The organism is Rhodococcus sp. Q (genome assembly GCF_005503035.1).
Classification (GTDB): Bacteria; Actinomycetota; Actinomycetes; order Mycobacteriales; family Mycobacteriaceae; genus Rhodococcus_G.
Window position 1 is genome coordinate 1 of sequence record NZ_SCOY01000038.1, and the last position, 14,204, is coordinate 14,204.

The window sequence follows — 14,204 nt, forward strand, 5'->3', positions numbered from 1 at the left end:
ATCCTGGTGGCCGCGGGCGCGTTCTGGGAGGGTGCTCGCCCACCGAGCAGGGACGCGGCCAGCGGCAGGACGAGGACGGTGATCGCGCCCGCGGCCACCAGGATCGACGCGTTCGCGGGCGACATCTCGCCTGCCGCGACGGCCACCCCCGTGACGGCGACGATCAGGGGGAGACCGGTCGCGGAGTACAGCGCCACCTGACCGCGTTGGCGCAGCGTCGGCGGCTCGTCCGTTCCGTCCGGTCCGCGGTCGAAACGCTCGGCGACGAAGACCGGGAGCCCGCGCACGAGCAGGATCAACAGGAGGAATGCCACCAGCACACCTGGTTTCGCAGCGACGGCCGACACGTCGATCGCCATCCCCGAGGTGATGAAGAAGATCGGGATCAGCAGGCCGAATGCCAAGCCCTCGAGCTTGGCTTCGAGCTTCTCGTCGCCTGCGGGAACGGCACGCCGGAGGATGAACCCGGCCGCGAAGGCGGCGAGGATGCCGTCGACCTCGAAGATGGCCGCCAACGCGCCCAGTGAGACCAGTAGCAGGATGGTGAGCCGCACCGTCGTCTGCGCTGTGGTCTCGGAGCCGAGCCTGATGATCGACGGCAGCCGCGAACCGGCCCGTCGGACCCGGTCCGGGATGAGGCCGACGACGACCGCCGCGGCGGCGAACACCACGAGCACGATCAACGACCCGACGGTTCCACGCGAACCGAGTAGCACCGCCATCGCGACGACGGGGCCGAGTTCGCCGAACGCGCCGTGGTTGAGCACCGTTCGGCCGATCCGGGTGTTCACGACCCCGCTGTCCTTGAGGATCGGAAGCAGGGTGCCCAACGCGGTCGACGTCAGTGCGATCGCGACGGCGACCTCCCCGCTGATCGCCCCGGTCAGGCCGAGCAACCCGATCAGCAGGAATGCCAGTGCCAGGCAGGTGCACCACGTCACCAACGCGCGGCGCCCACCGCGCCCGGTGAGTTCGTCGGTGTCGATCTCGTAGCCGGCGAGCAGGAAGAGCATCCCGAGGCCCAGTTCGCTGAGCAACCCGATCTCGGGTCCGTCGACGGCGAGACCGAGCACGTGCGGGCCGATCAAGATGCCTCCGATGAGCAGCAGTACGACCTCGGGGACCAGCTTGCGCGGAACCAAACCCGCGACGATCGGCGCGACGACCGCGCACAGGGCTATCCAGAAGAGGGAGGCTCCGACCGAAGGCATGCCCCCGATTATCGCCGTCGGGGCAGCCGATTCCCGTAGGCACCCGCCGAGTGCGCAGGTTCCGGGGCGTCGGCCGAGTGGCCGCGCCGGTTACTGCACGCTCGGCGGGAGCGCGCGGAGACTAGGCGCAGGCCTCGATGACGAGTTCCTTGACGCGAGCCGGATCGGCCTGTCCCTTCGTGGCCTTCATCACGGCACCGACGATCGCGCCCGCGGCCGCGACCTTGCCGCTGCGGATCTTCTCCGCGACATCGGGATTGGCGGCCAGCGCCTCCTCGACGGCGGCCTTGATCAGCGTGTCGTCGCGAACCACGACCAGTTCGGGGTGCGCGGCGACGACCTGCTCCGGATCACCCTCGCCCGCGAGAACGTGGTCGACGACCTGGCGTGCCACCTTGTTGTTGAGCTTGCCGCTGTCGATCAGGGCGACGACCTGCGCGACCTGCACCGGAGTGATCGGCAGATCGGCGAGCTCGACACCACGGGTGTTGGCCTGCTGCGTGAGGTACGACACCCACCAGGACCGGGCCGCGTCGGCCGGTGCGCCCGCCTCGGTGGTCGCGATGACGAGGTCGAGTGCGCCCGCGTTGACGAGGTCGCGCATCACCTCGTCGGACACACCCCACTCGGCCTGGATGCGCGCGCGACGCAGCCACGGCAGTTCGGGAAGGGTGCCGCGCAGCTGCTCCACCCACTCGGCGTCGGGAGCGACCGGCTCGAGGTCCGGTTCGGGGAAGTAGCGGTAGTCCTCGGCCGTCTCCTTGCGCCTGCCCGCGGAGGTGGTGCCGTCGGCCTCCTGGAAGTGCCTGGTCTCCTGGATGACCTCACCGCCCGCGACGAGGACGGCCGCCTGGCGTCGCATCTCGTAGCGGACCGCCACCTCGACGGACTTGAGGGAGTTGACGTTCTTCGTTTCGGTGCGGGTGCCGAACTCCTTCGCGCCGATCGGCATCAGCGAGATGTTCGCGTCGCAGCGCATCGATCCCTGATCCATGCGGACGTCGGACACGTCCAGCGCCTTGAGCAGGTCGCGGAGTGCGGTCACGTAGGCCCGCGCGACCTCGGGGGCGCGTTCACCCGCGCCCTCGATCGTCTTCGTCACGATCTCGACGAGCGGCACCCCGGCCCGGTTGTAGTCGAGCAGCGAGTGGCTGGCTCCGTGGATACGTCCGGTCGCGCCGCCGACGTGCAGGGACTTGCCGGTGTCCTCTTCCATGTGGGCGCGCTCGATCTCGACCCGCCAGGTGGTGCCGTCGTCGAGAACCACGTCCAGGTAGCCGTCGGTGGCGATCGGCTCGTCGTACTGGGAGATCTGGTAGTTCTTCGGCTGGTCCGGGTAGAAGTAGTTCTTCCGCGCGAACCGGCCCCACGGGGTGATCGAGCAGTTCAGCGCCAGGCCGATACGGATCGCCGACTCCACGGCCGCCTCGTTGACGACCGGCATCGAGCCGGGCAGGCCCAGGCACACCGGGCAGACTTGGGTGTTCGGCTCGGCACCGAACGTCGTCGGGCAGCCGCAGAACATCTTGGTCGCGGTGTGCAGCTCGACGTGCACCTCCATGCCCATCACGGGCTCGAACTTCTCGAGCACGTCGTCGTAGGCGAGCAGGTCATCTGACATGGCGGCGGTCATGGAGCCGAGTTTATTCGCCCCCGTCCGTGAGGCACGACTCGCATCACGCTCAGCCGCGGTAACTCCTGTTCGGCTCAGCCGCGGTAACTCCTGTTCGGCTCAGCCGCGGTAACTCCTGTTCGGCTCAGCCGAAGATGACCCTCATCTCCTCGTAGCGTTCGAGCGGGACGGTCTTGTGGTCGGCGAGTGCCTCGTCGAAATGCACGGAGACGATGTCGGTGCCGTGCAGCGCGACCATCTCGCCCCATTCCTGTGCCGCGACGAGGTCGGTGACCGCCATCCCGAGGCGGGTCGCGAGGACCCGGTCGAAGGCGGTGGGGACGCCGCCGCGCTGGATGTGCCCGAGCACCGTCGCGCGGGTTTCGATTCCCGTCCGCTCCTCGATCATCGGCGCGAGAACCTCCCCGATACCGCCGAGTCGCGGTCGGTCGAACCCGTCGAGCCCCTTCGTCGAATGGGCCTCCGACATGTTCGGCAGGGTGAATCCCTCGGCGACGACGACCATCGGGGACCGGCCGCGGTCCCGGACGCTGCTCACCCAGCTGCAGATCTGTTCGATGCTCTCGGGATGCTCCGGAATGAGAATCGCGTGGGCACCACCCGCGGTGCCGGAGTGCAGCGCGATCCACCCGGCGCCTCGTCCCATCACCTCGAGCACCATGCACCGCTTGTGGGAGTTACCGGTGGTGCGGAGCCGGTCGATCGCCTCCGTCGCGATCTCGACGGCGGTGTCGAACCCGAAGGTGTAGTCGGTCTGGTCGAGGTCGTTGTCGATGGTCTTGGGGACGCCGACGATGTGTATGCCCTCGTCGTACAGTCGCTGCGACGCCGCGGCCGTCCCCTCCCCGCCGATGGCGATCACGGCGTCGACACCGAGCCGCTGCATCGTGCGGGCGATGTTCTCCGCTCCCCCGTTCGGACCCTGGTACGGCCCGAATCTGCTGGTGCCCAAGATCGTTCCGCCCTCGTGGGACAGGCCACGGACGGTGGGGCGGTCGAGCTCCATGAGGTCGCCCTCCACCAGACCGCGCCAGCCGTCACGGAATCCGACGAACTCCTGGTCGTGGACGGTGGTGCCCTTCAGGACTGCGCCTCGGATGACGGCGTTCAGTCCCGGGCAGTCGCCGCCGCTCGTGAGAATCCCGACTCGCGTCATCGACACCCCTGTCCGGACCGGATCTGGTTGGGTCGGTCACCATAGTGCACCCGGATCGGGACCCCGGCATCTCAGGGCGCCTGGCGTTGCGGCTCAGCCGGGCGTCACGACACCGGTCTCGTAGGCGAGGACGACTGCTTGCGCGCGGTCGCGCAGGTGCAGTTTGGACAGCACCTTGCCGACGTGGGTCTTCACGGTTTGCTCGGCGACGAACAGGGATTCGGCGATCTCCGTGTTGGACAGTCCCCGCGCGATGAGTTCCAGCACCTCGCGTTCGCGCGGAGTGAGTGCTGCGAGTTGCGCGGGCTCGGACCGACGCGCGGCGCGGCGGCTCGTCACGTCGGCGATCAGCCGCCTCGTGACCGACGGCGCGAGCAACGCCTCCCCGGCAGCGACGACCCGGACCGCTCGGACGAGTTCCTCCGCGGGCGCGTCCTTGAGCAGGAACCCGCTCGCTCCGACCCGGAGCGCCTCGTAGACGTAGTCGTCGATGTCGAAGGTCGTCAGCATCAGTACCCGAACCGGCGGGTCGAGGGACGCGGACAGGATTCGGTCGGCGGCGTCGAGTCCGTTCAGTTCCGGCATCCGGACGTCCATCAGCACGACGTCGGGACGCAGCCGCAGCACCTCGTCGACCGCGATCCTTCCGTTCGGAGCGTCTCCGACAACGCTGATGTCGGACTGGGCAGCGAGCAGGGCACCGAAGCCCTGCCGCACCATCGCCTGATCGTCCGCAATGAAGACCGTGATCGCCACCCGGCCAGCCTAGGCGGAGCCGACGACAGGCTCCGACAACGTGACGCCGGGCACGGACGGTATCCGGGCGCACACCTCGAATCCGCCGCCCGGACGCGGCCCGGCGGCGAGTGTGCCACCGACGGACAGCGCGCGATCCCGCATCCCGACGATGCCGTGTCCGCTGACGACATCCGGCGTGGCTCCCGCGGCGACGGCAACGGAACCGCCCGCATCGTTGGCGACCCTGAGTTCGGTCACCTCGGCATCCCCGGACAGCCGCAGGTGGACGGCGGCGCCCGGTGCGTGGCGCGCGGCATTCGACAGCGATTCCTGCGCGATCCGGTACAGCGCGAGCTCCGCGGTCTCCGACAGCGCGGCGAGGTGGCCGCGCTCCACGGTGACGGTCATCCCTGCTCGCCTGCTGCCCTCGACCAACTCGTCGATCCGGTCGAGGCCGGGCATCGGCGCGTGCTCCGGGAGGTGCCCGTCGCTCCGCAGCACCCCGAGCATCCCGCGGATCTCGTTGAGCGCCTCCCGCGCGGTGGCCCCGATGGAGTCGAACTCCGCCTTCGCGTCGTCGCTGAGCCCGCCGAGCCGGTAGGGCGCGCTCTGCGCCTGAACCACCACCAGCGACATGTGGTGTGCGACGACATCGTGCAGGTCGCGGGCGATCCGGGCCCGTTCCTCGAGGATCGCGCGGCGTGCCCGCTCGACCTCCGCAACCTCCTCCTGCTGCGCGAGTTGCCGGCGCGAGAGCACCAGCCAGCGGATCAGCAGGCCGAAGGCGACCAGCACGGTCAGACCGAACGCCCAGCCGCGACCGTCCTGCCCCGGCGCGTTCGCGAGGAACAGCAGCGCGGTCGACACCCACGCGACGCCGACGACGGGCAGCGGCGACCGCATGCTGACCGCGAGCAGAAGCGCCATCAGCACCATCACGTGCACGACCTGCCACGGGAAGTCGTAGTCGTCCGTCCGGTCGAACACGAGCGGGATCACCAGGGCGCCGGCCGCCGAGACAGCCCAGCCCAGAGCGGGATTCGCACGAACAAGGATCAGTGGCAGCGCCGCGATGCCCGCGACGAGCGGCTGCACACCGGCCGGAACATGATGTGTCACCTGCAGTGTCGGCCAGGCGATCGTGAACAGCACCGCGGTCACGAACACGACGGCGATGTCCGCCCACTGACTTCCGCTCAGGCGGGCGACACGGGGCCGGACCGCCGCCGCGACACCCATGGTGCCGCCGCTGATCGCTCGTCCCGGTCCGCCTGATCTCGTTCTACCCACACGAAGAACAGTAGGAAGCGCGACACCGATTGTCCTCATACCTCAGGGTGAGATCGGCCTACCTCCGCAGTGCGAGATCTCGCGTACCGTCCCTCCCCGGCCCGGATCCGGAACGGCCCTGCGGGGTGATGTTCGCTGGTACTTGCCATTTCTAGCGTCGAAGACATGGGGAAACCAACGTGGACAGTGCTCACGGCGGGGTGCGCGATCGCCCTCGCCACCGGTCTTGCGTCGCAGCCTGCGCAGGCCGCAGGACCTGTCGAATCGGGGCCGGCCGCAACCACGATCACGGCCTTGACGTCGACCGGCGCCGCCGCGGCAGCGGCGACCGTTCCCATCGACTTCGCGGACGTGGTCGGCTACCGCCCGGTCCTTCGGGACGGAATGCTCGTGAACCCGAACGGCGACTGCTCCTCCCCCGTCCCCCTGCCGGGCGAGTTCGACACGGCCTGCCAGGGTCATGATCTCGGCTACGACCTGCTCCGCTATGCGGACCGCTCCGGGGAACAACTGGGTCCGTGGGCACGCCGCGCCCTGGACCGTCAGCTCGACGAACGCCTGCACGCGGCCTGCGCCACCCGTCCCGACGACGTCACCAGGGCCTCGTGCAGCGTGGTCGCGTCGACTGCCGCGGCGGCCGTCGACACCAATTCGTGGCGTCAGGACTACGCCGCGCCGCGTCCCGAACCGGTCGCCGCGTACGCAGCGGGGATCGGCATCCTTCTCCTCGCCGCTGCCGCCGCGGCACATCGTGGCCGCAGCTCCGGTCGCGGCGAGGAGCTCGGCACGCAGGCGGTGCCGGCATGACCGCGGTGCTCACCCGTCCACGGACGCGTGCGGGGATCGCGACGGCACCACGAGTCGCGACCACCGTCTGCGTCGGTGCCGCGGCGATGGCGTCGCTCGCGCCGTCACTGCTCCCCCGCAGCGCGGTGGTCCAAGCCGTCCTGACCGGTGTCCTCGTCGCGGGTGGCTGGGCGGCGGCCGCACTGTGGCACAAGGCAACCGGGAGGTTCACCCGATCCGTCGAACTCGGGCCGCGGATCCGGACCATCGTCGCGTGGTCGGGTGCCGCGGCGATCGCGGCAACGTTGCTCCTGGCACAGCACTGGCAGAACGAGATTCGCGCAGCCATGGGCGTACCGGCGACGGGCGCGGCGCACTGGACGGCCGTCGCGGTCGGCGCCGCCGCGGTCGCCGCCGTGCTGGTGGGAATCTCCTCTGCCCTGCTCAGGCTGCTCCGAGCAGCATTGCGCAGGGTGCGCCGGAGTAGCAGGGCGCGTCGTGTCACGGCCGGCATCCTCGCTGCCGCGCTGGTGACCGCGTTCTGGGTCGGCCCGACCGCCCGCGTCGCCGGGGCCGCACACACCGCGAACGCCGCGGCGGGACTGTCACAGCCCCTCCCGGAGTCCTCGTCGCTCTCGGGAAGCACCGACTCGCTGACACCGTGGTCGACTCTCGGCGGCCAGGGCAGGCGCTTCGTCACCGCCCCCGCGTCGGAGTCGACGGTGCGCACCTACGTCGGACTCGACAGCGCACCGGATCTCGAGTCGCGGGTGGGGCTCGCGGTGCGCGAACTGGAGCGCGCGGGCGGGTTCGCCCGATCCAACCTGGTGATCGCGGTACCCACGGGGTCCGGATGGATCGACGCGAACGCGCTGGCGGGATTCGAGAGACGGTTCGGCGGTGACGTGGCCGAGGTCGCGCTGCAGTATTCGTCGGCTCCGAGTTGGGCCGCGTTCGTCTTCGACCGCGGGAGCGTCGAGGAATCGGCACGAGCGCTGTATTCCGCTGTGGTGCAGCGCCTGTCGGAGCTTCCCGCCGGGCACCGTCCGGACCTGTACGTGTACGGGCAGAGCCTCGGCGCGATCGGCGCCGCGGCGGCCGCAGCTGCGGGCCCGATGGCTCCGTGCGGCGTCCTTCTCGCCGGGCCTCCATCGGGGCGGGCTCCCAGTCCGGACGTCACGGTGCTGGCCAACGCATCCGATCCGGTGGTGCACTGGTCGCTGCGCCTGCTGGTGGCACCGCCCCTCCTGGACGGCACCCATCCGGACGCTCCGACTCCTCCCTGGCTGCCCCTGGTGAGCTTCGTGCAGACGAGCGTCGATCTGCTGACGTCCCTCGACTCTGCACCCGGTCATGGGCATCGGTACGGCACCGACCAGGGCACCGCCCTCCCGGACTGCTGACCTCGCCGCGCTCACGCTGAATTCCGTGGCGGTACGGGCGACAATCGATGCGGCCGTGCACTCGACACGTCGAAGCGAGGACCGCGATGACGGACAGGACCACCACCGAAGCGCAACCGTCGTTGGTGCAGCGGTCGTACCGGGCGGTCGTACCGATCGTCATCGGCTTGATCATCTACTTCCTGCCCGTCCCGGACGGCGTCGAGCCGAACGGCATGCACATGCTCGGCATCTTCGTCGGCACCATCGTCGCGCTGATCCTGCTGCCGCTGCCGACCGGCGCGGTGGCGATCGTGGGCCTGGCGATCGCGATGATCACCCAGGCGGAGACGCCGACCGAGGCGTTGTCCGGGTTCAGCAGCACCACGGTCTGGTTGATCGTCGCGTCGTTCTTCATCGCCGAGGGTTTCCTGGTCACCGGGCTGGGCAAGCGGATCGCGCTGCTGTTCGTCACCAGGCTCGGGCGGTCCAGCCTCGGCCTGGCGTACGGCATGGCCATCACCGACCTGATCCTCTCGCCCGCGACCCCCTCGAACACCGCGCGCGCCGGTGGTGTCGTCTACCCGATCATCAAGTCGCTCAGCGAACTCGAGGACTCGAGACCCGAACCGGACGAGTCCCGCAAGCGGCTCGGCGCATACCTGCTGCTGACCGCCCTACAGGTCAACGTCGTGACCTCCGCGATGTTCGTCACCGCGATGGCGGGCAACCCGCTCGCGGTGGAGGCCGCGGGCAAACTCGGAATCGAGATCTCGTGGGCGCAGTGGGCCGCCGCGGCCGTCGTTCCCGGTCTGGTGAGTCTCGCCGCGATCCCGTGGGTGATGTCGAAGATCTATCCGCCGACGATGATGAAGACACCACAGGCGCCACAGCAGGCGCGCGACGAGCTCCGTGCGGCCGGACCGATCAGCCGATCGGAGTGGATCATGGGTGCCACCTTCGCGCTCCTGCTCGTCCTCTGGTGTCTCGGCGACCAGTTGAACGTCAGCGCCACGACCACCGCCTTCCTCGGGATCGCGATCCTGCTGGTCACCAAGGTGCTCACCTGGAACAACCTGGTCCACGACACCGGCGCCTGGCAGACCCTTGTGTTCTTCGCAGTCCTGGTCGGCATGGCGGCACAGCTCGAGAAGCTCGGTGTCATCGCCTGGATCGGCGACGAGGTCGCGGGCAGCGTCGACGGACTGCCGTGGGTGTGGGCCTTCGCGATCCTGACCCTCGTCTACTTCTACGCGCACTATCTCTTCGCCTCGAACACGGCGCAGATCGTCGCGATGTACGCGGTGTTCCTCGGGGCCGCGGTCGCCACCGGCGCACCGCCGCTGTTCTCGGCGTTGGTGTTCGGCTTCATCGGAAGCCTCTTCGGCGGTCTCGCCCACTACTCGTCGGGACCCGCGGGTGTGATCTACGGTTCCGGCTACATCAAGACGTCGGAATGGTTCCGCATCGGATTCGTGATGAGCATCGTGCTCATCCTGATCTGGACCATCGTCGGCGGACTCTGGATGAAACTGATCGGTGTGTGGTGATCGGGTCTCTCAGCTCTGCTTGCGCCGCAACGAGAACCGCATCGACTCCTTGTTCACCGCGGCGATCGCGGTGAGCGGAATCTCGGCGGGACAGACCGCGGCGCATTCGCCGTACGTCGAGCACGGCCCGAAGTCCGCTTCGAGCGCATCCGTCATGGCCCGACCGCGGCGTCCCCGCTCCACGGCGCCCTGCGCGAGCAACGACAGGTGGGTCAACTTCGATCCGGCGAACAGGTGCGCCGCTCCGTTCGGGCACGCCGCGACGCACGCCCCGCACCCGATGCACGCCGCGTAGTCGAGGGCCTCCTCCGCGGACTGGTGGGAGACCGGAAGGGCATCGGCATCCGGTGCCGTACCGGCGTTCACCGAGACGTACGCTCCGGCTTCGAGGACTCGGTCGAGCGCCGAGCGATCCACCACGAGATCACGCACCACGGGAAAGGCACCGGACCGCAACGGTTCCAATCGGATCCGGGCACCGTCACGGAAGGACCTCAGGTGCTGCCTGCACGTCGGGGTGTTCGCGCGTGGCCCGTGTGGACGGTCGTCGACCGTGATCCCGCAGGCCCCGCAGATCCCCTCGCGGCAGTCGGAGTCGAAGGCGATCGGCGCCGAACCGGATTCGGTTAGGTGCTCGTTGAGGTGGTCGAGCAGTTCGAGCAGCGACATCTCGGGCGCCGCGTCGTCCATCTCGTGCAGCTCGAAGCGCCCGCGCTCGGCCGGTCCCGGCTGACGCCACACCTCCACCGTGATCCTCATACGTAGCTCCTCGTCTGCAGGGGCACGGCGCGGAAGCCCAGCGGCTCGTGATGCCGTATGTGGGGACCCGATTCGGTTGTCTCCCATGCGGACACGAAGCACCAGTCGGCGTCGTTGCGGAGGGCCTCGCCGCCCTCCGTCTGATGCTCGGCCCGGAAGTGCGCGCCGCACGACTCGTCCCGGTCCAGTGCGTCCACGCACATCAGTTCCCCGAGTTCGAGGAAGTCGGCGACGCGTCCCGCGTGCTCCAGTTCCTGGTTGAACTCGGCGCCACCGCCGGTCACTCGCAGATCACCGTGGAACTGCTCGCGGAGTTCCCGGATCCTGCGAATCGCGGTGGTCAACGACTCCGATGTCCTCGTGACGCCGCAGCCGGCGTACATGACCTCCCCGAGTTCACGGTGAAACCACTCCGGTCCGTGCGTTCCACCGACCGCGAGCAGTCCGTCGACCCGGTCCCGCACCTGCTGCGCGGTCGCGCGGACCGCGGGCGCGTCCAGGGGCAGCACGTCCGTGCCGAGCAGTGGCGCGAGATAGTCCGGAATCGAGTACGGCAGCGTGAACCATCCGTCGACGCAGGCCGACAGCAGCGAGTTCGCCCCCAGTCGATTCGCGCCGTGGTAGCCCCAACCCGCTTCCCCCCCGACGAACAGACCGGGAATCGACGTCATCTGGTCGAAGTCGCTCCACAGACCGCCCATCGTGAAGTGTGCGCCCGGGGCGATCCGCATGGGCACGACATACGGGTCCTCGCCGGTCGCGTCCCGGTACATCGAGAAGAGGTTGCCGTACCGCTCTTCGATCGTCGCGCGTCCCAGGCGCGCGAGCGCGTCCCGGAAGTCGAGGTAGACGCTGTTGCGGAGCGGCCCGACGCCGTGGCCCGCCTCGATCTGTTCCCGGGCGGCCCGTGACGAGACGTCGCGCGGGGACAGGTTCCCGAACGCGGGATACTTCCGTTCGAGGTAGTAGTCGCGTTCGGCGTCCGGAATCGTGTTGGGGTCGCGGTCGTCACCGGCCTTCGCGGGCACCCAGATCCGGCCGTCGTTGCGCAGTGACTCGCTCATCAGAGTCGTCTTCGACTGCCACTGCGAGTTCACGGGCAGCGCGGTCGGATGGAACTGCACGAACGACGGCGACGCCATCAGCGCGCCGCGCCTGTGCGCACGCCAGGAGGCCGTCGCGTTGGAGTTCCTAGCCAGCGTCGACTTGTGGAACACCGTCCCGTACCCGCCCGTCGCGAGGACGACGGCGTGCCCCGTCGTTGCCGTGATCCGGCCGGTGACGAGGTCGCGGGCGATGATGCCCTGCGCGCGTCCGTCCTCGACGATCAGGTCGAGCATCTCGTGCCGGGTGTGCAGGGTGACCGTGCCCGCGGCGATCTGCCGTTGCAGCGCCTGCGTCGACGCGAGTTGCAGCTGCTGCCCGGTCTGGCCCCGGGTGTAGTAGGTGCGGGAGACCTGGACCCCGCCGAAGGACCGGGTGGCGAGGGTACCGCCGTACTCCCTCGCGAAGGGGGCGCCGATCGCGTTCATGTGATCGATCACCCGCACCGACTCCTCCGCGAGCCGGAAGCAGTCCGCCTCGCGGCCACGGAAGTCACCGCCCTTGACGGTGTCCTTCACGAAGCGACCGAGGCTGTCGTTGTCGACCTTCCGAGCGCGAGCGGCGTTGATTCCGCCCTGCGCGGCGACACTGTGCGCACGCCGCGGCGCGTCGTGGAAGGTGAACGACTCGACATGGAAGCCGAGTTCGCCGAGCGCGGCTGCGCACGCGGCGCCCGCCAACCCCGTCCCGACGACGATGACCGTGAACTTGCGCCGGTTGAGGGGGCTGACCAGCTTGTAGTCGAGCTTGCGTCGCGCCCATGCGGTCGCCGGATCCCCTTCGGGCACTCGGCCGTCCACGGCATCACCGAGAGCGCGCAGCGAATCGAGTCCCAGATCCGTCATGACACCACCCCGATCTGGACCGCGACCGGAATCGCGATGTTGGCCACCATGATCACCAGCGCGATCACTCCCGACAGGACAAGGCAGGTCTGACGGACACGGTGCCCTGTGACACCGAGATCGTTGACCACGCTCCACAACCCGTGCGCCAGGTGCGCCCCGAGTGCGAGCATCGCGACGATGTACACCGCGGCCGCGGCCGGTCTCTCGAAGCTGGCGACGAGGTTCTCGTACGCGAAACTGGCCGTCCTGGTGGACGCTTCGTACTCCGCGCTACCGATTGGAGGGGTTCCCGTGGTCAGGTCGAGGATGTGGAACACGATGAACGCGAGCAGCACCACCCCGGTGACGGGCATGGTCCGGGCGGTGAACGATCGCCACCCCAGCCCTTTTCGACGGAACGGCCCACGGGCGCGGCGTGCCCTGGCCGTCAACAGCACCGCGCACCACACGTGCCCGACGACTGCGATCAGCAGCACCACCCGCAGGATCCACAGCAGACCCTCGTACGGGAGAAGCGGTTCGAGGACCGTGCGCAGCCAGTGCGCGTAGTCGTTGAAGTGCTCGGCTCCGGTGAACACCTTCAGGTTCCCGATCATGTGCGCCAGGACGAACAGGCCGAACAGCAGACCGGTCGCCGCCATGATCACCTTGCACGCCACGTTGGAGGGGCGAGGCGGCCTCACACGCGGTCGTGACGGCAACGCCGGAGCGGCGACGACAACATCGGACGAAGCACTCATCTGGGGCCTTCCACGCAGTGCGGTGGCGCCAGCCACCCGAACGCCGGTCGGATGCCGCCACACTATCGCCGCGCCCGCACTGACGCAGGGCGGCGCGGGTGAAACGTCACCCTGCAAGAGACGAGACTGGTTGGTACCGTAGGTGCGCTCACGTCACATCTCGATCTGCACCCGATTCACGGCCCGTCGCGCAGCCGCGACGCACACCCCATTCGGAACACAGGGAGACATCGATGACACATTTGAGTTCCCGGACCGCTGCAGTGGCATCTGCCGCTGCAGCGGTCCTTCTCGCGCTCGCAGCCCCTGCATCCGCACAGAGCGACGGCTCGGTCGGCGGTTCACTCGACGGCGGCTCGGAGAGTTCCGCGCCGCCATCGCTTCTCCCCCCCGGCTTCCCTTGCCTGCACACCAACGTCTATCCGATCGCCACGTGGGGATGGCTCCCACTCGACGCCGGCGCCCCACGTTTTGCCGAGGGCGAGGAGGCGTCGGGGACGGGATGGCTGGACCTGTACGCCCCACCGGGCGGCCGCACCAGCTACTTCCACCCAGGGATCAACACCCCGCTCCGCGACCTGGCAGCTGATCCGGCGAGCCTCTCGTTCGCACATCGGGGCCAGTACACCAGCTTCCAGCTCCGGATCCAGGGCGCAGACCGACCCGATGACCGGGGCGGGTTCACCACACTGGTGTGGTGGCCGTCCGCGAACGCCGGTGTGGGCGCCGACGACTGGGCGGTAAGCAACTTGACCCAGGGCCAGTGGTGGTCCACCAACCCCATCGGGGGTCTGTCGGGCGGCCAGGGCGACACCGCGACACTCGCCGAGATCGCGGACGCGAACCCCCGGGCGTTCGTGACGTCCTACGGCGTACTGAACGACAGCGGCACCGGCGGCGCGGACGACGTCGTGTACGGCTGCGCCCGGTGGGACTTCGAGCCGCTGCCCGCTGGATCGAGCTGACCGCGTCAACCGGTTGAAAACGACATCAGTACCCCCTCCTCG

12 protein-coding genes are annotated in these 14,204 nt (G+C 69.1%); 4 read left to right on the forward strand and 8 right to left on the reverse strand.

The window, feature by feature from the left end:
* The 5 genes from FFS72_RS23135 to FFS72_RS23155 all read right to left on the reverse strand — a co-directional run.
* Nucleotides 1–1,211, reverse strand: a 1,211-nt coding sequence (locus FFS72_RS23135; RefSeq protein ID WP_137876143.1) for a cation:proton antiporter, incomplete at its 3' end; no start/stop codon positions are given.
* Between the two features lie 121 nt (nucleotides 1,212–1,332).
* Nucleotides 1,333–2,844 carry an Asp-tRNA(Asn)/Glu-tRNA(Gln) amidotransferase subunit GatB gene (gene gatB / locus FFS72_RS23140; protein ID WP_137876144.1) on the reverse strand — a complete coding sequence of 504 codons (1,512 nt, stop codon included), beginning with the start codon at nucleotides 2,842–2,844 and terminating at the stop codon, nucleotides 1,333–1,335.
* A 124-nt stretch (nucleotides 2,845–2,968) separates the two neighbouring features.
* Complete coding sequence (locus FFS72_RS23145; RefSeq protein ID WP_137876145.1) at nucleotides 2,969–4,000, reverse strand: 6-phosphofructokinase; 1,032 nt, start codon at nucleotides 3,998–4,000, stop codon at nucleotides 2,969–2,971.
* A 93-nt stretch (nucleotides 4,001–4,093) separates the two neighbouring features.
* Nucleotides 4,094–4,756, reverse strand: a complete 663-nt coding sequence (locus tag FFS72_RS23150; RefSeq protein ID WP_137876146.1) for a response regulator — start codon at nucleotides 4,754–4,756, stop codon at nucleotides 4,094–4,096.
* A gap of 9 nt (nucleotides 4,757–4,765) precedes the next feature.
* A complete protein-coding gene (locus FFS72_RS23155; protein ID WP_137876174.1) occupies nucleotides 4,766–5,977 on the reverse strand; it encodes a sensor histidine kinase in 1,212 nt (403 codons plus the stop codon).
* Nucleotides 5,978–6,193: 216 nt separating this feature from the next.
* Between FFS72_RS23155 and FFS72_RS23160 the strand changes: the two genes are divergently transcribed.
* From FFS72_RS23160 to FFS72_RS23170, 3 genes are all read left to right on the forward strand, one after another.
* Nucleotides 6,194–6,835: a hypothetical protein gene (locus tag FFS72_RS23160; RefSeq protein ID WP_137876147.1), complete on the forward strand. Its 642-nt coding sequence runs from the start codon at nucleotides 6,194–6,196 to the stop codon at nucleotides 6,833–6,835.
* Complete coding sequence (locus tag FFS72_RS23165) at nucleotides 6,832–8,217, forward strand: alpha/beta-hydrolase family protein (RefSeq protein WP_137876148.1); 1,386 nt, start codon at nucleotides 6,832–6,834, stop codon at nucleotides 8,215–8,217. Before FFS72_RS23160 ends, FFS72_RS23165 begins: the two co-directional genes overlap by 4 nt.
* An 86-nt stretch (nucleotides 8,218–8,303) precedes the next feature.
* On the forward strand, nucleotides 8,304–9,746 hold the full coding sequence (locus tag FFS72_RS23170; RefSeq protein WP_249353476.1) for an anion permease: 1,443 nt from the start codon (nucleotides 8,304–8,306) through the stop codon (nucleotides 9,744–9,746).
* A 9-nt stretch (nucleotides 9,747–9,755) separates the two neighbouring features.
* Here FFS72_RS23170 and FFS72_RS23175 read toward each other — a convergent pair whose 3' ends face one another.
* The 3 genes from FFS72_RS23175 to FFS72_RS23185 are packed head-to-tail and all read right to left on the reverse strand — an operon-like array spanning nucleotide 9,756 to nucleotide 13,197.
* Nucleotides 9,756–10,505: a succinate dehydrogenase/fumarate reductase iron-sulfur subunit gene (locus tag FFS72_RS23175; RefSeq protein WP_137876150.1), complete on the reverse strand. Its 750-nt coding sequence runs from the start codon at nucleotides 10,503–10,505 to the stop codon at nucleotides 9,756–9,758.
* Entirely contained in the window at nucleotides 10,502–12,454 is a 1,953-nt protein-coding gene (locus FFS72_RS23180; protein ID WP_137876151.1) for a fumarate reductase/succinate dehydrogenase flavoprotein subunit, read from the reverse strand. Before FFS72_RS23180 ends, FFS72_RS23175 begins: the two co-directional genes overlap by 4 nt.
* Nucleotides 12,451–13,197, reverse strand: a complete 747-nt coding sequence (locus tag FFS72_RS23185; protein ID WP_137876152.1) for a succinate dehydrogenase cytochrome b subunit — start codon at nucleotides 13,195–13,197, stop codon at nucleotides 12,451–12,453. Before FFS72_RS23185 ends, FFS72_RS23180 begins: the two co-directional genes overlap by 4 nt.
* Before the next feature lie 233 nt (nucleotides 13,198–13,430).
* Here FFS72_RS23185 and FFS72_RS23190 point away from each other — a divergent pair, with 233 nt between their 5' ends.
* A complete protein-coding gene (locus FFS72_RS23190; RefSeq protein WP_249353478.1) occupies nucleotides 13,431–14,162 on the forward strand; it encodes a hypothetical protein in 732 nt (243 codons plus the stop codon).
* Nucleotides 14,163–14,204 lie beyond the last annotated feature (42 nt).